Source organism: Pseudomonas sp. V98_8 (assembly GCF_029967975.1).
GTDB lineage: Bacteria > Pseudomonadota > Gammaproteobacteria > Pseudomonadales > Pseudomonadaceae > Aquipseudomonas > Aquipseudomonas umsongensis.
This window is the reverse complement of sequence record NZ_JASCAE010000044.1, coordinates 28,935-53,722: the sequence shown is the minus strand read 5'-3', so window position 1 is coordinate 53,722 and position 24,788 is coordinate 28,935. Positions and strand designations below refer to the sequence as shown.

The window sequence follows — 24,788 nt, the reverse complement described above, 5'->3', positions numbered from 1 at the left end:
CGCCGAAGGAGGGGGGGCGTACGGACGTATCACCCACCCATTCAAGGGAGGGTAAGGCATGTCGCCCTTTGGGTAAGCTTCGAATACCCAATCTTTATGCAGGCGACAATTCCAATGAAAGTAATGGCTGCAGTAAAGCGAGTGGTCGACTACAACGTCAAAGTCCGGGTGAAGGCGGACGGTAGTGGCGTCGACCTCTCCAACGTGAAAATGGCAATGAACCCCTTCTGCGAAATCGCCGTGGAAGAAGCGGTTCGCCTCAAGGAACAAGGGGTCGCCAGCGAAGTGGTAGTAGTCACCGTGGGTTCTTCGGGTGCGCAGGAGCAGTTGCGCACCGCACTGGCGCTGGGTGCTGATCGTGCCATTCTCGTCGAAGCGGCAGATGACCTGGGTTCGCTGGCGGTTGCCAGGCTGCTCAAGGCGGTGGTCGACAAGGAACAACCGCAATTGGTGATCCTCGGCAAGCAAGCGATCGACAGTGATAACAACCAGACTGGTCAAATGCTCGCGGCGTTGAGCGGCTACGGCCAGGGCACCTTCGCGTCGAGCGTCGAGATACGGGACGACAGCGTGACGGTGATCCGTGAAATCGACGGCGGCGCACAGACGGTTTCCCTGAAGCTGCCGGCCATCGTCACCACCGACCTGCGTTTGAACGAGCCGCGCTATGCGTCGCTGCCCAATATCATGAAAGCCAAGAAGAAGCCTCTCGAGACGCTGACTCCGGACGCTTTGGGCGTTTCCACTGTCTCCACCAACAAGACCCTGAAAGTCGAGGCCCCGGCGGCACGCAGCGCGGGAATCAAGGTCAAGACGGTGGCGGAACTGGTCGAGAAACTGAAAAACGAAGCGAAGGTGATCTGATGACTATTTTGGTAATTGCTGAACACGACAACCACACAGTGGCTGCGGCCACACTGAATACCGTGGCTGCGGCTGCCAAAATCGGTGGTGAGGTGCACGTGTTGGTGGCAGGTGCCGGCGTGGCTGCGGTGGCTGAAGCCGCCGCAAGCATCGTGGGTGTGGCCAAGGTTTTGCTGGCCGACAACGCTGCGTACGCCCATCAACTGCCTGAGAACGTTGCGCCGCTGGTGACCGGGCTGGTACTGGAACAGCGCTCGATCTACAACCACGTCCTGGCCCCGGCGACGTCCAACGGCAAAAATGTGCTGCCACGGGTTGCCGCCGCGCTCGACGTCGACCAGATTTCCGAGATCATCGCCGTGCAAAGCGCCGACACCTTCCAGCGTCCGATCTACGCCGGTAACGCCATTGCCACCGTGCAATCCAACGCCTCGGTGAAAGTGATCACCGTGCGCGCTACCGGTTTCGATCCAGTGGCCGCTGTTGGCGGTTCGGCAACCGTCGAAGTCGTTGACACGCTTTACGACGCCGGCACTTCCAGCTTCATTGGGGAAACGCTGGCCAAATCCGACCGCCCCGAGCTGACCGCCGCCAAGGTTATCGTTTCCGGGGGGCGTGGTATGCAGAACGGTGACAACTTCAAGCACCTGTACGCGCTGGCGGACAAACTCGGCGCAGGTGTCGGCGCTTCGCGTGCGGCGGTCGACGCAGGTTTTGTCGCCAACGACATGCAGGTCGGGCAGACCGGCAAGATCGTAGCGCCGCAGCTGTACATTGCCGTCGGTATTTCCGGCGCGATCCAGCACTTGGCGGGGATGAAGGATTCCAAAGTGATCGTGGCGATCAACAAGGACGAAGAAGCGCCGATCTTCCAGGTGGCGGATTACGGGCTGGTGGCGGATCTGTTCGAAGCCGTGCCGGAGTTTGAGCGACTGGTTTGATTTTTCACGTGTTCAATTGGAATTCGCTCATAGAGCGCATGCGCCGCCCAACCCGTACCAACAGCGGGTCCTCGAGTTGTTCGCGCAAACGCGCCAGGGCGTTGCTCACGGTTGGCTGGCTGAGCGCCAGGCGCGAGGCAGCGCGGGAGACGTTCTGCTCGCGCAGCAGCACATCGAGGATGCGCAGCAGGTTGAGATCGAAGTTGGTTGTATTCACTTAGCAAATATCACGCATATGAAAATGAAATTTCTCAAATAGTAGGCGGCTGCTTAGGGTGTCGGCAATCCTTGTTTTTCTACTTGGAATATGGATGTGGGCAAACTTTTTGACGATGTGGAGAGTAGGGCATGAGTTATCAAGCGCCGCTGCGCGATATGCGTTTTGTGCTGCACGAACTGTTTGACGTGAGCGGGCATTGCCAGCAACTGGACAACGGTCTGGACCGCGACACCATCGACGGAGTCCTCGAAGAGGCGGCGCGGTTTGCCGCCGAAGTAGTAGCACCGCTCAACCGCAACAGCGACGAGCAGGGCTGTCGGTTGCAGGATGGCGAGGTGACCACGCCGGATGGATTTCGCCAGGCTTACAAGCAGTTTGTCGAGCAGGGCTGGGCGAGCATGACCGGACCGCTGGAGTTCGGTGGGCAAGGCTTCCCGCAAATGCTGTCGGCGAGTTTCCACGAGATGCTGATGAGTGCCTCGTTGTCGTTTCGCGTCTACTCCGGGCTGACCGAAGGCACGGTCCTGGCCCTGGATCGCCATGGCAGCGCCGAACTCAAGCAGCGATACCTGGCGCAACTGGTCAGCGGCGAGTGGACGGGCACCATGTGCCTCACCGAACCCCAGGCCGGTTCAGACCTGGCACTGCTGCGCACCCGCGCCCAGCCCCTGGCGGATGGCAGCTACCAGCTCAGCGGCAGCAAGATATTCATCAGCGGCGGCGAACAGGATTTGAGTGACAACATCATTCACCTGGTGCTCGCTCGGTTGCCGGATGCACCGCCGGGTATCAAAGGGATCAGCCTGTTCCTGGTACCCAAGCGGCTCCTCGACGCCGATGGATTGCCCGCTGCGCGCAATGCCCTGAGCTGCGGGGCGCTGGAGCACAAGATGGGCATCAAGGGGGCGTCTACCTGCGTGATGAATTTCGACGGCGCCACGGGTTGGCTGGTCGGCCAGCCGAATCAGGGCCTGGCCTGCATGTTCACGATGATGAACGATGCGCGCTTCCAGGTCGGATTGCAGGGCCTGGGCATTGCCGAAGCGGCATTCCAGGGCGGCCTGGCCTATGCGCGCGAACGCTTGCAATCACGCGCCATCAAAGGTCCCGTGGCACTGGACAAGCCTGCCGATCCGATCATCGTTCACCCTGACGTGCGGCGCATGCTGCTGATCCAGAAGACCCTCAGTGAAGGCTGCCGGATGCTGGCGGCCTATGCGGCCAGGCAACTGGATCTGGAGCATGGCGCCAGCGATCCGGCGGCACGTGAAGCCGCGGCCCGTCGTGCCGCTTTCCTCATTCCTGTGGTCAAGGCGTTCTTCACCGATTGCGGCCAGGAGGTGGCCAGCCTTGGCGTGCAGCTGTACGGCGGCCATGGGTTTATCCGCGAGTGGGGCATGGAGCAGTTGATGCGCGACAGTCGCATCACCCAGCTTTACGAAGGCACCAATGGCATCCAGGCACTGGACCTGATCCGTCGCAAGTTACTCGGTGATGGCGGCAGCGAACTCAACGCATTGATCGACGAGTTGGCCACGCAGGTGCATCAGGCGACGGCTCAGCCAGAGATGGCGGAGAGGGTCGGGCAGCGCCTTGAAGAGTGGCGAGCGTTGGGCCACTCGGTGCTGCAAGCCTGTCGCCACGATCCCGAGGAAATCGGCGCGGTGTCGGTGGATTTCCTCGCCTACTCGGCGTACGTGATGTTGGCGGCGTTGTGGTTGCAGGCGGCTGTACGTGCCAGCCAGGCATTGGCGGCGGGCAGTGGTGACGCGGCGTTCTACCAGGCCAAGCTGCAATCGGCGGACTTCTACCTGCGCCGGGTCCTGCCACGGGCCGGCGCGCATCGAGAGGCCTTGCTGGCCGGTGCGGGCTGCCTGATGGCCATGCCGGAGCGATCCTTCGCATTCTGAAAAAACCTGGGCTGTAACCTCAAAAGGGGGGGGCGGCCCAGCCAGTGAGCTGGCTACGCTTGCGCCACCCGGATCCTCTCGTTCTCATTAATCCACCTGCCCAACAGATGGACACTCGAACGCCGGAAATCGCCCGGTCCCTATCCCTCACCCCCAGCGGGCGGCACGTTGCCGCCTCTGCGACTGATCGTTGGAGCGCAATACCATGCAAGACGCCGTTATCGTTTCCACTGCCCGCACGCCCATCGCCAAGGCCTTCCGAGGGGCGTTCAACGATTTCAAATCGCCGTCGATGTGCGCGGTGGCGATTCGCGCCGCCGTCGAACGCGCGGCCATCGAGCCGGGCGAAATCGATGACCTGGTGCTGGGCACCGCCATGCAAAGCGGCACTGCAGCAACCAATCTGGCGCGCCTGTCTGCCTTGGCGGCTGGCTTGCCATTGTCGGTCAGCGGCCAGACCATCGATCGCCAATGCGCTTCGGGCCTGATGGCGATCGCCATTGCCGCCAAACAGATCATGGTGGATGGCATGCAGGTGACCATCGGTGCCGGTCAGGAGCAGATCAGCCTGGTACAAAACCCGCACACGCAATTCGCCGCCAATGAACAGGATGCCAATGTTCAGCGCATGGCCGAGCATGCCTATATGCCGATGCTGCAGACCGCAGAAATCGTTGCCCAGCGCTACAACATCAGTCGCGAAGCCCAGGACGCCTACAGCCTGCAATCCCAGCAACGTACCGCAGCGGCCCAGGCAGCCGGCTTGTTCGCCGACGAGATCATACCGGTCAGCGTGCGCAAGAAAGTCGTCGACAAGCAAAGCGGTGCCATTAGCTACGAAGATGTGCGCCTGACCCTGGACGAAGGCAATCGCCCGCAAACCACCCTGGCCAATCTGCAAGCCCTGGCGCCAGTGCGCGAAGGCGGTTGCATCACCGCGGGCAATGCCAGTCAATTGTCCGATGGCGCCAGCGCGTGTGTGTTGATGAGCGGTGCATTGGCAGCCCGTTCCTCGGTAAGTCCTTTGGGCTTGTATCGCGGCATCGCGGTGGCAGGTTTGGCGCCGGAAGAGATGGGCATCGGCCCGGTGCTGGCAATCCCCAGATTGCTCCGTCAGCACGGCTTGCGCGTGGATGATATCGGGCTGTGGGAAATCAACGAGGCCTTTGCCTGTCAGGTGTTGTATAGCGCGCAAACACTGGGCATCGACCCTGCAAAACTGAACGTCAATGGCGGGTCGATCGCCATCGGTCATCCCTACGGCATGAGTGGTGCGCGCATGGTTGGCCACGCGTTACTGGAGGGCAAACGCCGTGGGGTGAAGTACGTGGTGGTGAGCATGTGCGTCGGCGGTGGCATGGGGGCCGCCGGTTTGTTCGAAGTGCTCTGATTTTCCCGGGCGCGCCAGGTCATCTGGACGGCGCGCAATTGGCAAAAATCAGTCGATCAGCTTGTGATTGCGTGCCCAGACCATGGCGTCGTACCGGCTCGAAACGCCCAGCTTGGCGTAGATGTTACGAAGGTTCCATTTCACCGTGTCCAGGCTGATGTCCAGCGTGTGGGCGATGCGTTTGCTCGACATGGCCTGGGAAACGAGGCTGAGGATCTCGCGTTCGCGTGGCGTCAATTGCGGCGCTTGCCCGTTGGTCGTGGTCCGCCGCGAACGTGATGTCGAGAGGGGCGGCGCGCAAGGGCCGGTGAGCTTGCCGAGCAGTTCGTCGACGTATTGGCGCAGGGGGGCGTCCAGGGGGCTTTGGGATAGACGCGAAAGCAGTTTCTCGCTCAATGCCCCTTCATCCAGCAAGGTACGGACCAGCCCCAGGCGTCGCCCGTTCTCCACGGCCTCACGCAGTCGTGCGAGGGAGTCTTCCGGGCGATCGAGATCATCCAGCATGCCGGCACACAGCAGGTCGGCGAGCACGCCAAGGCGGTGGCGCTGGAAACTATCGGCGTAGTGTCTCACTTCGTCCAAGGCTTGCAGGGCGGCTTGGGAATCGACGCTAGTCAGAATCCGCGCCCGCGCCAAAGCGGCAATGGCCGGCAGTTCTGCCCGGCCACCGTGCTCGCTGCTGTGGTCGCGGACAATCTCTTCGAGGGTTTGCAACAACTCCACGGCCTGATTGCGCTGGCCCTTGACCAGGCTCACGCGTATCTGTTCGCCCAATAGCTGAGCCACTGGACGGATTTGTCCGAGGCTGCGCAGGTGGGAAATTTGCTGGCGCAGGAACGCCAGGGCAGTATCCGGGCCTTTTTGCAGCAGGTCCAGGCGGCTGCGGCTGATGTTGGTGCGCACAATGACATCGGGAACGGAGGAGTGCAGCAAGCCAGAGCGGTTGGCGATCAGTTCGCGCGCGTCATCGATCCGGTCAAGCTCGTAAAACGCATCGGCCAGCAGGCTGGCACAGAGGTTGGCGCAGATCGATCGATGCCCGCCCTCGCGGGCGGAGCGCTCGAGCAGTTCGGATACCAGGGGTTCGGCTACGCCGATCTCGCCGCAAACGATATAGGTGGTCAAGCGTGCCGATTCCGCGACCAGGGCCATGTCATTGCTGCGATCCTGCGGGGGTATCGGATGAATGTCGAACAGGCGTCGGGCATCGGCATAGCGTCCCGCCGTGTAATAGGCCACGCACAGTGCCGCCAGCAGCATGTAGCGTAAGAAGGGATTGTCCATAGGTGCATCACGCACAGGTTCCAGCAAGGCAATGGTGCGCTCGCTGTCATCTTCCTGCACCGCGATGGCAGCGTGGATCAGCGGTATGCCGCTGGCCAGTTCAGGGTGTTCGTTCAGGCCACTGGCCTGTAGACGCTCTAGCCAGGCTTTTGCACGTTCCGGACGCGAGGTCAGCGAAACCGTGATGCAGGCCAGGAACAGCAGGCGCTGGTGGCGAAACAGCACGTCCTCGGGCAAGCGCTCCAACAGGCGTAAGGTCGGGGCGAGATAAGCCAGGGTCCAGGTCTTTGGCGCGCTCTGCTCTATCACCTGAATGGCAAACTCGATGTCGTCGCCCAGGCTGGCGTGGCGAACTGCCTCGGTCAGGCAGTTGTGTCCGGCGAACCAATGGGCTGCGAGGCGGTGCAAGGCACGGATGTCCTTCTTCCGACGGTCCAGGCGTGCGCTGAGGAACTCCCCGAACAGCGGCTGGAAGCGATACCAGGTCATGCGGTCTTCGGAGTCGACCCGATTGATCAGCAGGTTCTCGTCTTCCATGCGCTGAAGCAGTTCACCGGCGTCGGCATGGCCGGTCACGGCAGCGGCCATCGGGGCGTTGAAGCGACGGAAGATTGACAGCGTTTCGGCAACTTCGACCAGTTCTTCGGGCAGGTGTGCCACCACTTCTTCGCTCAGGTAGCTTTGCAGGTCGCTTGAGCGCCAGACCAGATCGTTGAGAATCGAGCGGGTTGAAGGGCGGTTCTTGAGCATGATGACGATCAGTTGCAGGCAAGAGGGCCAGCCGCCGGTCAGGTCCTGGATCAGGCTCAGTTCATCGGCATTGATCTTGTCGGTGCCCAGGTTCTCCTCCACGAAGGTGCGGGTCTCCGCCAGGTCAAATGGCAGTTCGACGCTTTCGATTTCAGCCAGTTGGTCCATGACGCGCAGTCGAGAGAGGCTCAACGGCGGATTGACCCGCGACACGAGCACCAGGTGCAGGTTGCCCGGCCCCTGGTCGAGCAGCTTTTGGATCAGCTTGTGGGCAAGAGGAGAGTCCACATGGTGGTAGTCGTCGACAATCAGGTAGAGCTCCTTGCTCAGCTGGGTCGCAGCCTCGACGATAATCGCGACGCAGGCTTGCAACGCAGGCTCCGTGGTGTCCTCGCGGAGCAGGTCAATGTCCACTTCAATGCCCAACCGTCGCAATCCTTCGAAGAATGCTGAGCAGAAGGCGGTGTAGCCCTTGTCCTCGACCGTCAGCGACACCCAGGCCACTTCCGCGCCGGCCATGAGCCGGTCCTGGCGCCACTGTGCCATCAGGGTCGTTTTACCGTAGCCCGCAGCGCCGGTGACCAGCGCCAATTTGCAATGCTGCATGCGTTGAAGCTGAGCGAGCAGCGCGGTGCGAGGCACATGGCGGGTACCGATGCGCGGTGGTGAAAACTTGGTCGAAACCAGATGTCTGGCTGGGGTGTCTGGCAACTTCTTATCCTCGCGCCACGGTCACGGCGACTCACGCGCCGGGCGAAACTAGCCAACCTGTCGATGCAGGTCAAGATTTTACGATAGCTGCAGTTAAGCGCTTGTGGGATCAGGGGGGGTGTTCCAGCCAGTTCGTGGTCCTTCCGCAATGGGAGGGACGAGCGGGTGCATTTGTTTTTTAAGATCCGCCAGGTCCCCAATCCGGGTGCCAACGAAGGAATCACAATGAAACTGGATAATAAAGTAGCCGTCGTCACGGGCGCGGCATCAGGGCTTGGCCTGGCCACTTGCAAGACACTGGCGGCCGCGGGAGCGCAGGTAGTGGGGTTTGACCTGGATCAACAACGGCTCGATGCCGCGCTGGATGGCATCACCGGCATCACCGGCATCACCGGCATCACCGGCATCGCGGTCAACGTTGCCGACGAAGCCAGTGTCAGGGCGGGTATCGAGGCGGTGGTGCAGCGCTTTGGCGGGGTGCATGTGGCGGTGAATTGCGCCGGGATCCTGGGCCCGTGCAAGACGCTATCCAAAGGCCAGCTGTTTCCAACCGAGCTGTGGAACCGGGTGTTGGGGGTCAACCTCACGGGGACTTTCAATATCATCCGCCATGCGGCGTTGGCCATGTCCAGGAACACACCCGAAGACAGTGGCGAGCGCGGTGTGATCATCAACACCGCCTCGGGTGCGGCACGTGAGGGGCAGATGGGGCAGGCGGCCTATAGTGCGAGCAAGGCCGGCATCATTGGCATGACGCTGCCGATTGCCCGCGACCTGGCTGAACACGGCATACGCGTGGTGAGCCTGGCACCGGGCCTGTTCGAGTCCGGGATGTCCGCCGGCATGCCGGAAAAAGTCTCGGAAACCATCGTCAACGGTCTGCTGTTCCCACGCCGCATGGGCCAACCGCAAGAGTTCGCCGCGCTGGTGCGACACGTGGTCGAAAACGCCTACCTCAACGCGCTGACCCTGGACATACAGTGCGGCACTCGTTGAGTTGAAAATGACCCTGGCGGTGGCCCGAGTCATTATTGATCGCATGAGCGCCTGAATCCTCTGTAGGAGCGAGCATGCTCGCGATAAACCCGAGAACGCCGCGGGGTGTCAGGCTTCCCGCATTATCGTTGACGACCCTCGCGAGCATGCTCGCTCCTACAGGGGGGCGTACCAGGCTACGCCTTGTCCATCAAGAGAGACATTGACCTCACCGCGCAGCAACAAGTGGTTGAGGCAGGCCAGGGTTTCGCCGGTCGCCAGGGTGAAGCGGGTAGGGTCGTCGTTGCATACGGCGGTGCTGAACAGCAGCGTGAACAGATCGATCGCGCGTGCGGGCTCGTGCAAGCCCGCGCGTAACCGGTCCAGCGCTCCCCATGCATCGGCTTGCAGTTGTTCGATGCGTGCATGCAGGCCCCGGAAAGGTTTGCCGTGAGACGGCAGCACCAGTACGTCGTCGGGCACACGACGACGCAGGGTGGCCAGGGATTCAAGCCAGTCGCTCAGCGGATCGGCATCCGGCTCGCTGGGCTGCACCGAGACGTTGGACGAAATACGGGGCAGCACCTGGTCGCCGGATATCAGCAGCTTGCGGTCGGCGTCATACAGGCAGGCGTGTTCCGGTGAATGGCCGGCACCCACCACCACTTCCCATGAATGCCCGCCGATGTTCAGCCGTTCACCGTCGCGTATGCGTCGGTAGCTGTCGGGCAAGGGCGAGATCATGCGGCCGAAACTGCCGAAGCGCTGGCGATATCGCTCCAGGGTCGGCCCGTCCCATCCGGCGCGCCGGTAGAACGCCAGCGTCTCCTCTGGCGCCATGCGTGCGCTATCGCTGGCCAGCAGGCGGCCTTGCAGGTACTCCAGGCGCGTCATCCACAAGCGACTGCCGGTGTGCCGGGTCAGCCAGCCGGCCATTCCGACGTGGTCCGGATGAAGATGGGTGGCGATGACCCGGGTCAACGGAGCCTCGCGTAACGTGCTTTCCAGCAATGGGCGCCATAACGCGACTGTCTGCTCGTCGTAAATGCCGCTATCGACCAGTGTGGTGCCAACCCCGTCAGCCAGGAGCCAGACGTTGATGGCGCCCAGGGACACCGGCAGCGGTAGCCGCAGCCACTGCACGCCCGGCGCTATCGGTTCGGGTGCTCCGGCAGTGGGCAGCATGGCGAAAGGGTAGCTGATCGGCGCGCCCGCGCTGGCCGGTGTGTCGTGCGTCATGGTGTTCTCCCGTTTGTTGTTACCGCCGCCGCACCCGGTCCAGGTGCGCAATCAGCTCGATGGGCCAGACGTTACCGGAGGGGGGGTAGGGGGGGCACCCCCCTTTCAGAAAGGGGGGGGAGGACATCGGGCTGACGCTGGCACCCTTCGGAGCACTCGATCACTGATTGAGTGGCTTGCGAACCTGGATGTCCAGGTTCACCCAGGGGAGGAGGCACCCAGATGAATAACAAGAACAAATCGAATCAAAGTCATCCCGCCAGTTCTCATGCATTGAAGGCTACGGTCGTGGCCATGTGCGCGATTGCCTGCGGCAGCGCCAGTGCAATCGAGATCGATACCGGTAACGAAGACATCCAGCTGCGTTGGGACAACACCCTGCGCTACAACTTGGGTATGCGTACCGAAGGGCAGGACAGGGCGATCCTGGGCAACCCCAACAACGATGACGGCGACCGCAACTTCGACAAGCATCGACTGGTCAACAATCGACTGGACGTGCTCACAGAGTCGGACCTCATCTACAAGGGCAAGTATGGCGCCCGTGTCAGCGCCGCCCTCTGGTATGACGCCGCCTATGCCGGAGATCTGGACAACGATAGCGTTGCCACCTCCAACCACCTCAACTCCAGTGGTCGCCCAGCCACCGGTCTGAGCCGCTACACCGACCGCTACTACGAAGGCCCGTCCGGTGAATGGATGGACGCCTTCGTGTTTGGCGAGTACGAAATGGGGGACATGCCGCTCAAGGCGCGCCTGGGTCGGCATACGGTCAACTGGGGTGAGTCGTTGCTCGGGGCTGGCGCCATCCATGGTATCTCCTACGGCCAGGCGCCACTGGATCAGGGCAAGGCCTTGGCGTTGCCGGGGATCGAGGCCAAGGAACTGTACCTGCCGCGCAACCAGATTTCCGCGCAGTTGCAAGTCAACCCCGAGTGGTCCTTTGCCGCGCAGTATTTCTTCGAATGGCGGCCCTCGCGCGTGCCTGAGTCCGGCAGTTACCTGGGCTTCGCCGACATCTACCAGCAAGGTGGCGAGTCGTTCATCCTCAGCCCGACCCTGCGTGCCATCCATGGCGACGACATCGAGCCGCGCAACTCCGGTGACTGGGGCGTGATGACGCGCTGGAGCCCGGAATGGCTGGACGGCACCCTGGGGTTCTACGTACGCCAGTTCTCCGACACCCTGCCGCAGGTCATTCTGCTGGCCAACGCCCGCCCGCAGTACTACCTCAACTACGCCGACAAAATCGACATGTATGGCATCAGCCTGTCGAAGGAAATCGGCGGCATCAGCGTCGGTGCCGACCTCAACTACCGTCGCAATATGCCGCTGGTGAGTTCGGCGGCGCGGGTCACCTCGACTGCGCAACTGCCGGACGACGGCGACATTCTCGGCGCCCGTGGCGACACCCTGCACGGTGTGCTCAACGCTATCGGCACCGTGAGCCCGACTCCATTCTTCGATGGCGCCAATTGGTCTACCGAGCTGACCTGGAGCCGCTGGATCTCGGTCAACGACGACCCGCTGCACCTGTTCAAGGGCTCGTCTGCCTACAAGGCTGTACCGACCAACATCGACGAAGTGTCCCGCGACGCCTACGGCATCGCCATCAACTTCACGCCCAACTGGTATCAGGTGTTCCCCGGTGGCGACCTGTCGCTGCCGATCAGTTACTCCCAGGGCCTCTCCGGCAACTCGGCGGTGGCGTCCGGCGGTAACAAGGATGCCGGCAGCTACGCGGTGGGCCTGGCGCTCGATCTCTACAGTCGCTACCGCTTCGACCTGAAGTACGTGGACTACTTCGGTGACTACTCGACCAACCCGGTGACCGGCGCGGCCCTGACCCCGAGTGGCAGCCAGGCTTTGCTGGAAGACCGTGGTGCGGTGTTCTTCACCTTCAAGACCACGCTTTGAGCTGCGCTTGACGTAATCGCAAGTCCGCCCACGGCGGTCCCGCCGCGGACCGCCGTTGGTGCAATGCGCGCCCGCGCGCAACTGATGTGAGGTGACAACGTGTTCAAACAACTCTTGCGACCACCGCTGCTGATCCTGACCACGCTTCTGGCGGTGCCGGCGTTCGCCCAGTCGGGCTTTGTCTCGCCCCTCGACACGCCTGCGTTGCAAAGCGCCAAGGCGATCCAGGCACCCATCAACGCATTGTCCAGGGCCGCAGGAAGGCTGATCGCGGCCGGCCAGCGCGGCCATATTCTTTATTCAGACAACGCCACCGACTGGGTCCAGGCCCAGGTGCCGGTCAGCTCGGACCTGACGGCACTGGCGTTTCCCACTGCCAGCCAGGGCTGGGCCGTTGGCCACGAAGGCGTTGTGTTGCACAGCAGCGACGCGGGAAAAACCTGGACCAAACAGCTCGATGGCCAGCAGATCGCCGCGATCCTGCTCAAGCAATACGGCAATCCCGCCAACCCGGATGATCCCCAGGCGCAGCGCTTGCAACAGGACGCGCAATTGTTCGCCACCCAGGGCGCCGACAAACCGCTGCTGGACGTGTGGTTTGCCGATGAACGCACCGGGTTCGTCACCGGCGCGTTCAATTTGATCCTGCGTACCGAGGATGGTGGCCAGACCTGGACCGCCTGGCAGGACCGAATCGACAACCCGCGCAGCATGCACCTGTATGGACTGCGCCCGGCGGCCGGCACGCTGTTCATGGTCGCCGAACAAGGCCTGGTGCTGAAACTGGACCGCGCCAGCCAGCGTTTCGTCAAGGTCGAACTGCCCTATGAGGGCACGTTGTTCGGCCTGCTCGGCGACGACCGTCTGGTGCTGGTCTACGGCCTGCGTGGCAATGCCTTGCGCAGTCTTGATGGCGGGGCAAGGTGGAGCACGGTCGACACCGGCATCAAGGAGGGCATCACCAGCGGCCTGATCGCCGAAGACGGCTCGATCCTGCTGGCCAGCCAAACCGGCCAATTGCTGCGCTCCACCGACCGCGGGGCAACGTTCAGCCGAGTCCCACTGGACCACGTGGCACCCAACTTTGCACTGGCACCCGCCGCCAACGGGGCCGTCGCCCTGGCGGGACTGGGTGGCGTGCGCGTGCAAAGCCTGCAACAGAACAAGCAAGTCGGAGAGCTGTGATGGGTATCCACAACGCCAGCGATAACCTGCAGTCCATCAGCAACATTGCTGATTTCAATCACCAGTCAGGCAGTCGTCTGGAGCGGTTGATCTTCAACCATCGCCTGCTGGTCATCCTGCTTTGCAGCGTGGTCACGGTCATCCTCGGCTGGGATTCGTCGCGCCTGACGCTCAATGCCGCGTTTGAGAAAACCATTCCGCTGAACCAGCCGTACATCCGTAACTTCCTGGAAAACCGCGACGAGCTCAAGGGCCTGGGCAATGCCGTGCGGGTAGTGGTGGAGAACCGCAAGGGCGATATTTTCGATCCCGCGTACCTGCAGGCACTCAAGCAAATCAACGATGAGCTGTTCCTGACGCCGGGTGTCGACCGGGCTAACGTCAAGTCCCTGTGGATGCCGGTGGTGCGCTGGAACGAGGTCACCGAAGAGGGCTTCGCCGGAGGACCGGTGATGCCAGATAACTACACCGGCTCCCAGGCCAGTACCGATGCCTTGCGCCAGAACATTGGCCGGGCGCAGTTGCTGGGTAATCTGGTGGGGACCGATTTCCGTTCCAGCATGATTTTCGTGCCGCTGCTGGACAAAGACATCAATACCGGCCAACCGCTGGATTATTGGGAATTGTCCAAGCGCCTGGAGGGCATCCGCGCGCAGTTCTCCGGTACCCAGGGCAGTGCTGACCTGGACATCCGCATTGTCGGTTTCTCCAAGGTCGTGGGCGATCTGCTCGACGGCTTGCAGCAGATGATCCTGTACTTCGCCGTGGCGGCGGTGATCGCCGCGCTGATCATTTTTGCCTGGACCCGTTGTGTGCGCAGCACCGTGCTGGTGCTGGGCTGTTCCTGCATCGCCGTGTTGTGGCAGCTCGGCCTGATCGCCCGCCTGGGTTACGCGCTGGACCCTTATTCGATTCTCGTGCCGTTCCTGGTGTTCGCCATTGGCGTGTCCCATGGCGCGCAGAAAATGAACGGGATCATGCAGGACGTGGCCCGTGGCACCCATCGGCTGGTCGCCGCCCGCTACACGTTCCGCCGCCTGTTCCTGGCCGGGGTCACGGCGCTGGTGGCCGACGCCGTGGGCTTTGGCGTGTTGATATTGATCGACATCCCGGTGATTCAGGATCTCGCAATCACGGCGTCCATCGGCGTTGCCCTGCTGGTGTTCACCAACTTGATCCTGCTGCCGGTGATGCTGTCCTACACCGGCGTCAGTCCCAAGGCTGCGGCGCGTAGCCTGCGCAAAGAACAGCGTGAAACGAGCGGGGCCTGGCGTCTGCTGGAGCGTTTCACCGAACGCCGCTGGGCCACGGCATTGCTGCTGGGCTCGGCGTTGCTGACGGTGGCGGGCTTTGTCGTCAGCACCCATCTGCAAATCGGCGATCTGGATGCCGGGGCTTCGGAACTGCGACCCAACTCGCGCTACAACCTGGACAACGCCTATATCAACAGCAAGTACTCGCTGTCTTCCGACCAGTTCGCGGTCATCGTCAAGACCAAGGCCGAGGGCTGCCTGGAATACCAGACACTGGTCGATGCCGACCGCCTGGGCTGGGTCCTGCAGCAAGTGCCGGGGGTGCAAAGCACGGTGTCCTTGGCCGATGCGGTGCGCAAGATCACGGCGGGTTCCTACGAGGGCAGTCCCAAGTGGATGTCGATCTCGCCCAACCAGGACGTACTCAACTATGCGGCGCGGACCGCGAGCACCAGCAATCCGGAACTGTTCAACAACGATTGTTCGGTGATGCCGGTGGTGGCCTACCTCTCCGATCATAAGGCGCAGACACTCGATCAAGTGGTGCAGGCCGCGCAAGCCTTTGCCAGCGCGCACAGCACGCCGGACCGCCAGTTCCTGCTGGCCGCCGGCAGCGCCGGGATCGAAGCGGCCACCAACATCGTGGTCAAGAAGGCCAACCTGACCATGCTGATGTACGTGTACGCAGCGGTCATCGTGCTGTGCTTCATCACCTTTCGCAGCTGGCGCGCGGTGGTGGTGGCCGTGGTACCGCTGGTGATCACTTCGATTCTGTGCGAAGCGCTGATGGTGCTGCTGGGCATGGGCGTCAAGGTCGCGACCCTGCCGGTGATCGCACTCGGGGTGGGCATCGGCGTCGACTACGCCCTGTATCTGCTGAGCATCCAGCTGGCCCGTCAACGTGCAGGCGACACCTTGGCCCAGGCCTACCGACATGCCTTGCGGTTCACTGGCAAAGTCGTGGCGCTGGTGGGCGTGACCCTGGCCGCGGGGGTGATCACCTGGGCGTTCTCACCCATCAAGTTCCAGGCCGACATGGGCATCCTGCTGACCTTCATGTTCCTGTGGAACATGCTCGGCGCGCTGGCCCTGATCCCGGCGCTGTCGCACTTCCTGCTCAGGAACGAGCATGTCTGCGGTTCGCCGACGGTCACCCCGGCAACCACAGACACATCCACCGTCATCGCATCCAAGGTCCGGACTGTACAGCGTGTACAGGCCGATCCGAACCCTGTCTGACCCCCTGAATTCATAAGGAATCACCATGAGCGATACAAACGCAGCGTTCCTCGGCGAACAGGAACTCATGATCCGCGATTCGGCGCGCAAGGTTGCCGCCGAAGTGGTTGCCCCCACGGCTGCCGAACGTGATCGCAGTGCCGCCTGGCCTCGCAATGAGCTGCAAGCCGTTGCCGAACTGGGCTTCCTCGGCATGCTGATCCCTGAAGAGTACGGCGGTGCCGGTGCCAGCTTTGTCGAGTACTGCCTGGCCATCGAGGAGTTCGCCGCCGCTGACACCGGCTTCGCCACCCTGATTCACGTCCATAATTCAGTCGGACTGGCCGTGGCGCGACTGGGTAACGAACAACAGAAGCGCAAATACCTGCCGGACCTGGCCTGCGGTAAACGCATCGGTGCCTTTTTGCTCAGCGAGCCGCACGCCGGCTCCGACACGGCAGCGTTCCGCACTCAGGCACGGCGCGAAGGCGAGCACTACGTCATCAATGGCAGCAAGCAATTCATCTCCAACGGCAACGAAGCGGGCCTGGGCCTGGTGCTGGCCGTCACTGACAAGGCTGCCGGCAAGAAGGGCAGCAGCCTGCTGATGGTCGACCCGCAGGAAAGTCCCGGTTACGTCGTGGCTCGCGTCGAGCACAAGATGGGCCAGCGCTCGGCCCATGTCGCGCAGATCCAGCTGGACCAATGCCGGGTGCCGGTGGCCAACCTGCTGGGCGAAGAAGGAGCGGGCTATCGCAACGTGATGGGTTCGTTGTCGGAAGGACGGGTGGCGATTGCCGCCGTCGCCACCGGCACCGCACGCGCTGCGCTGGACTCGGCGGTGGGCTATGCCAAGGAACGCGAAGCCTACGGCGAGCCAATCATCAAACTGCAAGGGGTAGCGTTCGACCTTGCCGACATGGCCGCGCAAGTAGATGTCGCCCACCACTACATGGTTCATGCCGCGCGATTGTGTGAAGCCCTCGTGCCCTGCGCCAAGGAAGCCTCGGTGGCCAAGCTGTTCGCCAGCGAAATGGCGGAGAAGGTGTGCTCCGACGCGCTGCAGATCCATGGAGGCTATGGCTACCTCAATGATTTCCCGGTGGAGCGTTACTGCCGGGATGTACGGGTGACCAAAATCTATGAAGGCACCAGCCATATCCAGAAATTGATCATCGCGCGCAGCCTGGCCTGACATGTGTGCAGCCCCCCCCTCTACTTGGAGGGGGTGACCGGACAGCTATCGGGCATAACCTGTTGTTCAAAGCGGGCTCGAATACGCCGGTGGATTCGCGACGATTGGCAGGGAACCAGACCATGCAGATACAGAACTCGACCGATGCACAGCGTCATGCAGTGGACAGCTTCCGTATCTTTCTTGCGACGGAGGTGGCGCCGGTCGCCAGCGCGTTCCGGGGCGGGCCGATTCCCCGGGAGAGAATGCGCGAAATCACCCAGGGCATCGCCGAATTCGGCCTGCCCGGCGCCAGTATTGCGCCGCACCTGGGTGGAATGGGTTTGTCGGTGGTCACCGAAGCCATGCTCCTGGCAGAGTTGTGCGTGGTTTCCAGCGAAATCGCCCACTGCGTCATCGTCAACATGCTCGTCGCCAGCGTCCTGGTCGAATTGCCTGAAGCGCAGAAACCACTGCGCGAGCGCTACTTGCCGGACTTGCTCGCCGGTCGCCGCTTCGGCGGCTATTACCTGCACCAGGCCGATGCGCAGGCAACGCTAGCCGAAGGTGGCGTCAACGCCTGGACCACGGCGCACGGTTGGGTCATCAACGGTGCCCACGAGCGGGTGTGCAACGGCCACTACTCGGACATCCTCATTACCGGGATGCTGACCGAGGAGGGCGTGTCATGTCATGTGCTGGTGGACCGTGAGCAGCAGGGTTACTCCTCGCGCATCATCGACAGATCGACCCCGACCGGCACGTTCAATACCCGGGTGTCCTTCAACAATGTGCGCGTACCGGCCGGCCATACGATCTGGCAAGAACAGGAAGGCCAGGCCGGGCTGCTGGAAAAGATCGACGCCGGCGCAGCCTTGCTGTCGATCGGCCTGGCCCGGTCGGTTCTGGAGGCGTGCATCAACAACGTGCGAAATCCTGACGATTGCGGCAGGGCGGCGGCATCGCAGCCGTTGGTGGCACTCAGGATTGCCGAGATGGCGACCCGAATCGAAGCGGCGAAACTCATGTGCTTCCAGGCCTATTCGCTGATCGATAACGCCACTCCCTGCCAGATTCAGGCGTGCATGGCCCGCTGGCTGGCCAGTGAAACGCTGCTCAAGGCTTGCCAGGACGCGCTGCAACTGCCCGGTGGCAAGGGAGTGAGCGCCGCATTGGATCTTGAGCGCCTGGTGCGAGAGTCCATCGTGCAACCGGCGCCCAACGGCCTGACCGACCGGCAAAAATTATCCATCGCCAAAGCGCTCACGGGCATCAGTACCGCGGGCTGACGGCTGAACTGACGGCGGCCACCCTGGCGTGCCTGAATCATCACTGTAACCATTCAAGGATTTTGTATGCGCTATTGCCTTGTTGCACTGTCTGTTGCCTTTGCCTTGTCGAGCAACCTGTCATGGGCCGAGGACGCCCCGATCACGCCCGCAAAAGCTGCGAGCCCGACAACGGCAGCTGTCAACCAGGCGGTGCTCAAACAATTGCCGTTTCAGGATCGCGCCGACTATGAAGCCGCGCGGCGCGGGTTGGTCGCCGCCTTTGAGGGCGAAATCAAGGATGCCAATGGCAAGACCGTGTGGAATTCCCATCAGTACGACTTCCTCAAGCAAGAGCAGGCCCCGGACACGGTGAACCCCAGCCTGTGGCGTTTGGCGCAGCTCAATGCCAATGCCGGCTTGTTCCAGGTCACCGACAGAATCTACCAGGTGCGTGGCATCGACCTGGCTAACATGACCATCATCGAAGGTGACGATGGCCTGATCATCATCGACCCGCTCTACGTCACCGAAACCGCGAAGGCGGGGCTTGAAATGTACTACCGCAATCGCCCGCGCAAACCGGTGGTGGCGGTGATCTATAGCCACAGCCATGTCGATCATTTCGGCGGTGTGCGTGGGGTGGTAGACGAAGCAGACGTCAAGGCCGGCAAGGTTCGCATCTATGCGCCAGGCGGTTTCATGGAACACGCTATCCAGGAAAACGTCCTGGCGGGTACCGCGATGTTTCGTCGCGGCATGTTCCAGAGTGGCGGCGCGGTGGCCGGTAGCGAGCGGGGGCAGGTGGATTCGGGGATTGGCAAAGGTGTGCCGGTGGGCGGCACGATCAGCCTGATCGCACCGAGCGACCTGATCGTAAAACCGGAGGAAACCCACGATATTTCCGGTGTGCAGGTGGTATTCCAACTCACCCCGGGAACCGAGGCCCCCTCGGAGATGAACCTGTACCTGCCGCAAATGCAGGCGCTCTGTATTTCCGAGAACGCCGTGCGCTCGATGCACAACCTGCTCACGCCCCGTGGCGCCGAAGTGCGTGACGGTAAAGCCTGGGCGCATTTTCTCGACGACGCGCTGGTGCGCTATGGCGACAAGGCACAGGTGATGTTCGCTCAACACAACTGGCCGACCTGGGGCGGGGACAATATCCGCAACATGCTGGCCGATGAGCGTGACATGTACGCCTTTATCAACAACCGGACCCTGAACTTGCTCAACCAGGGCATGAATCCGCTGGAAATTGCCGACGCGGTGAAGAAGTTGCCCGGCGACCTCGATCAGAAGTGGTATGCCAGGGGCTACTACGGCACGCTGAGTTTCAACACCCGCGCGGTGTACCAGCGCTATCTGGGCTTCTACGACGGCAATCCGTCGACGCTTGACCCACTGCCTCCGGTCGAAGCCGGCAAACACTACGTGCAAGCCATGGGCGGGGCTGACAAGGTCCTGGCGCAGATGCGCGCGGCAATGGACAGCGGCGATTACCGTTGGGCAGCCCAGTTGGGCAATCATCTGGTGTTCGCCGAGCCCGAGAACAAGGCGGCACGCGAAGCCCAGGCCGATGCGCTGGAGCAATTGGGTTACCGCAGCGAATCGGCGATCTGGCGCAACATGTACCTCACCGGCGTGCAAGAGTTGCGTCAGATCAAGCCGCAGCAGGGCGCCCGTGCCACGGCCGACCTGATCCGGGCGGCGACACCGACCATGTTCATGGACCTGCTGGCCGTGCGCATGGATTCGGACAAAGCCCAAGGCCACGACATGACCCTGAACTGGAACTTCGATGATCTCGACCAGCATTTTGCCTTGACCCTGCGCAATGGAGTGCTGACCTACCGCGAACAGGCCAGTCATGCCAAGGCCGATGTGTCGGTCACGATGAGCAAGGCCGTGCTGGACCGGATCAGCCTGCGCCAGCTCGACTTCCCGACGGCGCTCAAACAGGGGGATATCAAGCTTGCAGGGGACGCAGACCGCTTCAAGGCGATGCTCGGCATGCTGACCAGCTTCCAGCCAATGTTCAACGTCGTGACGCCCTGAGCGGTGGCACGTTGAGGCTCGTTGGTTGACGCACAGGCCATGCGCTGCTGACCAGGGAGGACCCGGAACAACCCGGCGCATGGTTCATAAAAATAGAAAAAAACCCATGTAAAACAGAGTGTTGAGGTGGTTTTACCGATACCGGAATACGGAAATGATTTTGCCTGGCGCGCCCTTAAACTGAATCCGCCATCAAGGCCGTTACGCATCGACGGCCAAGGCACGATCCCGTGAATCCCCGGAGACAGTCCCGTGACAAGAACAATAGAAGAACAGGTCGATCTGCTGCTCAGCGATCCGGCGGCCCTGGTCGGGCATAGCCTGCAAAACTGGAAGCAAATGCCTGCCGAACAGATCAATGCGCTGCAGCTGGCCGGGCTGAAACGGCGTTTCGGCGAAATGCGCGACCGTATCGCGGTGTTGAAGAAACTGGCGGACGCCGAGGGCATCGAGCGAATCGAACAACTGGACGACGTGGTGCCCCTGCTGTTCGAGCACACCCTGTTCAAGTCCTACCCGCCATCGCTACTGGAAAAAAACAACTTCGCCGCGATCAACAAATGGTTGGGCAAACTGGTGGTTCCGGAACTGGCCGAGAAGATTGCCGCCGTCGACGTCACTGCGTGCAAAGGACTGGACGACTGGTTCGAAACCATGGACAGCGCCATCCCCGAGCTGTGCCTGAGCCATACGTCGGGCACTTCCGGTACGCTGTCGTTTTTGCCTTGCAGTGCCCGTGAGTTCGAAAAAGCTTCCCAGGTGCGCAAACTCTACGCCTGGAACATGACCGGTGCGGACACGCCGGACCCGGACCTGCACACGGCGTATCCGTACTACCGCAAAGGCTACCTCAGCCACCTGCGCGGCATGGGCTCGCTGGTGCGGGTACTGCTGCCCGATCTCTCACACTTCCACCCGGCCTATCCCTCGACCCTGTCCAGCGACGTACTGCGCCTGGGCGCCAGGCTGCGGGCCGCCCACGCCAATGGCACGCTGGATCGCCTGGTGGTGGCGCCTGAGCTGCTGGCCAAGAAAAAAGCCTTCGACCAGCAGCAGGCCGAGATGCCGCAGCACCTGGCGGCCTTTTTCGATGACATCGCGACCCGTCTCAAGGGCAAGCGCGTGTACATCGGCGGTACCTGGAACCTGCTGCACAACATGGCCCTGGCCGGCCTGGAGCGTGGCCTGGAAGGGGTGTTCCATCCCGATTCCTACATCATCACCACCGGCGGCGCCAAAGGCGTGGTGCCGCCCGAGAACTGGCGCGAAGACGTGATGCGCTTTCTGGGGGTGAAGACGCTGAACGAGTCCTATGCCATGTCGGAGGTGGTCAGTGGTTCGCACCTCAAATGCGAACAGGGCAACTACCACTTCTCGCACACCGCGATTCCCTTCCTGCTCGACCCCGAAACCAGCAAGCCGCTGCCGCGCCACGGCCGCCAGACCGGGCGCGCGGCGTTCTTCGACCTTGGCGCCGATATCCACTGGGGCGGCTTCATCACGGGCGACGAAGTCACCATCGAGTGGGATCAACCCTGCACCTGCGGGCGCCATAGCCGCTACGTGGTTGGGGCGATCCAGCGCTACAGCGAAAAGAACGGCGGCGACGACAAGATCACCTGCGCCGCATCCGAGCAGTCCCATCGCGAAGCGATGGATTTCCTCAACACCCTGGAAGGCTGAGCCATGTCCCATCCCATTGCACCGATGATCATTCGTGGTCAAGTCATCACCGATAACCTGATCGAAGTGGGCGGCCGCGGCGGCGACTTGAGTTTTCTCACCCCCGACGCCAGCAAGTACATCGACCAGTTGCCCCTGGGCAACCCGGCGAAGCTCGCAGACCTGTACCGCTTGAGTTTCGACGACATTCTCGATTACGCCGTCGAACTCGGCGCGCGCCTGGACCTGGACAAGAACCAGTACCTGCAGGAAGCCTGTGAACTGTCGTTCCTCACGGCGCCGACCACCCCGACCATCGTCAAGGGCTCCTACATGGGCCTCAAGCACTTGCTGTCCCGTGAGTTCATCACCGAGATGGCAGAAAGCACGGTGGGTATCAAATACCTGGAAGGCTGGGTCCCGCAGACACTGCTCGACGGCACCGAGCTGGAAGTGCGCTGCTTTGGCGCCCGGACCTTGCACATCGTCGCCGGCAACGCAGTGTCCCTGTCGTTGTGGACCATCATCCGCAACATGGTGCTGCGCAGCGACGCGATCATCAAGGCGCCGTCCAACGACCCGTTCACCGCGCTGGCCATCGCCCGCACCATGGTCGACATGGCGCCGGACCATCCGCTGACCAAACACCTTTCGGTGGCTTACTGGAAGGGCGGCGACGAGGCGTTCGAGCAGCGCCTGTACCAACCGCAGAACCTGGAAAAAATCGTCGCCTGGGGCGGTTTCGCCTCGATGAAGCACGTGACCAAATACATCCAGCCGGGCCTTGAACTGATTTCCCTGGACCCCAAGCGCAGCGCCAGCATCATTGGCCAGGAGGCCTTCTACAACGAAGAGAACATGCGCGAAGCGGCGGTGCGCCTGGCGGCCGACATCGGTGCGATCAACCAGAAGGGCTGTGTCTGCGCGCGGGTGGCGTATGTGCAGAGCGGCACGGACGAGCAGGGCCTGGAGCGGCTCAACACCTTTGGCCAGTATGTCTATGAAGCGATGCTGGGCTTGCCCAATACCCTGAGCACCGCGCCCAAGCGTTACGACCAGGGCCTGAAGGCCCACGTCGACGCGCTGCGCCTGGATGACGAGTGGTACAAGGTCATCGGCGGCAAGGAAGGCGAGGGCGCGATCATCTGCTCGCAATTGCCGGAACCGGTGTCCTTCGCCGCCAGCCTCGATGACCGGACCGCCAACCTGGTGCCGGTCGACGACTTGAGCGAAATGATGGCGGCGGTTGACGCCTATACCCAAACCGTCGGCGTCTATCCCGAAAGCATCAAGGATCAACTCAAGGATGTGCTGCCGCTGTATGGCGCTCAACGCATCGTTTCCCTGGGCTACGCCGCTGCCATGAAGTTTGCCGCGCCCCAGGATTCCATCGAGCCGATGCGTCGCATGGGCAAGTGGATTTCCAACCAGATCGCCGCACCAGAAACCAGTGCTGCGCCCTGGTTACGGCCTTCGATCTGACACCATTCCCTGTAGGAGCGAGCCTGCTCGCGATGGTCGCTAACGATGACGCGGAGTGTCTGAATGCCCGCGTTGCCTGGACGTTTTTCGCGAGCATGCCCGCTCCTACAGGGGAGCGCTCATTCAATCTGTGGAGACAAGAACATGACCACCTGCATCGGCTATGGCGTCCATGAAGCCAACGCTCCCCTCGAACCCCTGCGCTTCGAACGCCGTGAGCTGCGCGCCGACGATGTCGCCATCGATATCGACTACTGTGGCGTCTGCCATTCCGACCTGCATTACGTGCATAACGACTGGAAAAGCACGCGGTTTCCCTGTGTGCCGGGCCATGAAATCGTCGGTCGGGTCACTGCCGTGGGGCCTGCTGTCAATCGTTATCGTCCCGGTGATCGGGTGGCTGTCGGTTGCATGGTCGACAGCTGCCAGCAATGTGCGGCCTGCGAGCAACATCAGGAGCCGCATTGCACCCAGGGCATGACACCCACCTATAACGGCCTGGACCGCATCAGCGGCGAGGTGACCCGCGGCGGTTACGCCCAGCACATCGTGGTACGCGAGCGTTTCGTGTTGCGGGTACCGCCGGCACTGGATCCGCGCTTCACCGGTCCGTTGCTGTGTGCCGGCATCACCGTCTGGACGCCGATGCGCGAGCATGACGTCAAGACCGGTACGCGCCTGGCGGTCATCGGGCTGGGCGGTCTGGGCCACATGGCGGTCAAGCTTGGCGTTGCGTTGGGCGCCGAGGTCACCGTGATCACCACTTCGCCCGGCAAGGCCGAGGACGCCCTGGCGCTCGGCGCGCATCATGTCCTGTTGTCGTCCGACCCGCAGGCCATGAAAACCGCCGCCAGCAGCTTCGACCTGATTCTGGACACCATCCCGCGCGGCCACAACGTCAACCCTTACCTGATGCTGTTGGCCCGCAACGGCAAACTCGTGCTGGTTGGCGCCCTGGAGCCGCTGGAGCCGATCCACGGCGCATTGCTGGCGATCAATAACCGCTCGATCACCGGCGCGTTGATCGGTGGACTGGAGCAGACCCAGGAGCTGCTGGACTTCTGCGCCGAGCATCAAGTGCTGCCCAGTTGCGAAATGATCGACATCCAGGACATCAACCAGGCGTTCACCCGCATGCAGAACAATGACGTGAAGTATCGATTCGTGATCGACATGGCGTCGCTCAAGGACGTCGACGTGGCCTGACATCGGTTCTCCCCTCGGCTAGCATCCTCATACCTCCCTTAACGAGAGGGGCGGTATGGGGCTGGCGCAGGCATAACGGTT

Annotated in this window: 16 protein-coding genes and 1 pseudogene; 14 read left to right on the top strand and 3 right to left on the bottom strand. The window is 62.1% G+C overall.

What is annotated here, in order from left to right:
* Window positions 1-114: 114 nt before the first annotated feature.
* Window positions 115-864, top strand: a complete 750-nt coding sequence (locus tag QLG10_RS13795) for an electron transfer flavoprotein subunit beta/FixA family protein (RefSeq protein ID WP_282487535.1) — start codon at window positions 115-117, stop codon at window positions 862-864.
* Window positions 864-1,805, top strand: coding sequence for an FAD-binding protein (locus tag QLG10_RS13790; protein WP_248677468.1), 942 nt, complete (start codon window positions 864-866; stop codon window positions 1,803-1,805). The genes QLG10_RS13795 and QLG10_RS13790 overlap by 1 nt, the downstream gene beginning before the upstream one ends.
* Window positions 1,806-1,839: 34 nt before the next feature.
* Here QLG10_RS13790 and QLG10_RS13785 read toward each other — a convergent pair.
* Window positions 1,840-2,022 (bottom strand): annotated as a pseudogene (locus QLG10_RS13785) (LysR family transcriptional regulator); the annotation flags it as partial.
* A 131-nt stretch (window positions 2,023-2,153) separates the two neighbouring features.
* On the opposite strand from QLG10_RS13785, the gene QLG10_RS13780 reads away from it, so the two are divergent.
* Both QLG10_RS13780 and QLG10_RS13775 read left to right on the top strand, forming a co-directional pair.
* Window positions 2,154-3,935 carry an acyl-CoA dehydrogenase C-terminal domain-containing protein gene (locus QLG10_RS13780; protein WP_282487534.1) on the top strand — a complete coding sequence of 594 codons (1,782 nt, stop codon included), beginning with the start codon at window positions 2,154-2,156 and terminating at the stop codon, window positions 3,933-3,935.
* Between the two features lie 205 nt (window positions 3,936-4,140).
* On the top strand, window positions 4,141-5,325 hold the full coding sequence (locus QLG10_RS13775) for an acetyl-CoA C-acyltransferase (RefSeq protein ID WP_282487533.1): 1,185 nt from the start codon (window positions 4,141-4,143) through the stop codon (window positions 5,323-5,325).
* 48 nt (window positions 5,326-5,373) lie between these two features.
* On the opposite strand, the gene QLG10_RS13770 is transcribed toward QLG10_RS13775, so the two are convergent.
* Window positions 5,374-8,070: a LuxR C-terminal-related transcriptional regulator gene (locus QLG10_RS13770; protein WP_282487532.1), complete on the bottom strand. Its 2,697-nt coding sequence runs from the start codon at window positions 8,068-8,070 to the stop codon at window positions 5,374-5,376.
* Window positions 8,071-8,295: 225 nt separating this feature from the next.
* Here QLG10_RS13770 and QLG10_RS13765 point away from each other — a divergent pair, with 225 nt between their 5' ends.
* The gene (locus tag QLG10_RS13765; RefSeq protein ID WP_282487531.1) at window positions 8,296-9,066 is read left to right on the top strand and encodes an SDR family NAD(P)-dependent oxidoreductase; all 771 of its coding nucleotides are present in this window, start codon (window positions 8,296-8,298) and stop codon (window positions 9,064-9,066) included.
* 156 nt (window positions 9,067-9,222) lie between these two features.
* On the opposite strand, the gene QLG10_RS13760 is transcribed toward QLG10_RS13765, so the two are convergent.
* The gene (locus tag QLG10_RS13760) at window positions 9,223-10,284 is read right to left on the bottom strand and encodes an MBL fold metallo-hydrolase (protein WP_282487530.1); all 1,062 of its coding nucleotides are present in this window, start codon (window positions 10,282-10,284) and stop codon (window positions 9,223-9,225) included.
* A 222-nt stretch (window positions 10,285-10,506) separates the two neighbouring features.
* Between QLG10_RS13760 and QLG10_RS13755 the strand changes: the two genes are divergently transcribed.
* From QLG10_RS13755 to QLG10_RS13715, 9 genes are all read left to right on the top strand, one after another.
* The gene (locus QLG10_RS13755) at window positions 10,507-12,201 is read left to right on the top strand and encodes a DUF1302 domain-containing protein (protein ID WP_020799130.1); all 1,695 of its coding nucleotides are present in this window, start codon (window positions 10,507-10,509) and stop codon (window positions 12,199-12,201) included.
* 99 nt (window positions 12,202-12,300) lie between these two features.
* Complete coding sequence (locus QLG10_RS13750) at window positions 12,301-13,386, top strand: glycosyl hydrolase (RefSeq protein ID WP_282487529.1); 1,086 nt, start codon at window positions 12,301-12,303, stop codon at window positions 13,384-13,386.
* A complete protein-coding gene (locus QLG10_RS13745; protein ID WP_020799128.1) occupies window positions 13,386-15,878 on the top strand; it encodes an MMPL family transporter in 2,493 nt (830 codons plus the stop codon). The genes QLG10_RS13750 and QLG10_RS13745 overlap by 1 nt, the downstream gene beginning before the upstream one ends.
* 25 nt (window positions 15,879-15,903) lie before the next feature.
* On the top strand, window positions 15,904-17,052 hold the full coding sequence (locus QLG10_RS13740) for an acyl-CoA dehydrogenase family protein (RefSeq protein WP_282487528.1): 1,149 nt from the start codon (window positions 15,904-15,906) through the stop codon (window positions 17,050-17,052).
* 122 nt (window positions 17,053-17,174) lie between these two features.
* Entirely contained in the window at window positions 17,175-18,320 is a 1,146-nt protein-coding gene (locus tag QLG10_RS13735) for an acyl-CoA dehydrogenase family protein (RefSeq protein ID WP_282487527.1), read from the top strand.
* A gap of 66 nt (window positions 18,321-18,386) precedes the next feature.
* Window positions 18,387-20,357 carry an alkyl sulfatase dimerization domain-containing protein gene (locus QLG10_RS13730; protein WP_282487526.1) on the top strand — a complete coding sequence of 657 codons (1,971 nt, stop codon included), beginning with the start codon at window positions 18,387-18,389 and terminating at the stop codon, window positions 20,355-20,357.
* Between the two features lie 252 nt (window positions 20,358-20,609).
* A complete protein-coding gene (locus tag QLG10_RS13725) occupies window positions 20,610-22,040 on the top strand; it encodes a hypothetical protein (protein ID WP_083349063.1) in 1,431 nt (476 codons plus the stop codon).
* Between the two features lie 3 nt (window positions 22,041-22,043).
* Window positions 22,044-23,501: an acyl-CoA reductase gene (locus QLG10_RS13720; protein ID WP_282487525.1), complete on the top strand. Its 1,458-nt coding sequence runs from the start codon at window positions 22,044-22,046 to the stop codon at window positions 23,499-23,501.
* A gap of 144 nt (window positions 23,502-23,645) precedes the next feature.
* The gene (locus tag QLG10_RS13715; protein ID WP_248677565.1) at window positions 23,646-24,707 is read left to right on the top strand and encodes an NAD(P)-dependent alcohol dehydrogenase; all 1,062 of its coding nucleotides are present in this window, start codon (window positions 23,646-23,648) and stop codon (window positions 24,705-24,707) included.
* Window positions 24,708-24,788 lie beyond the last annotated feature (81 nt).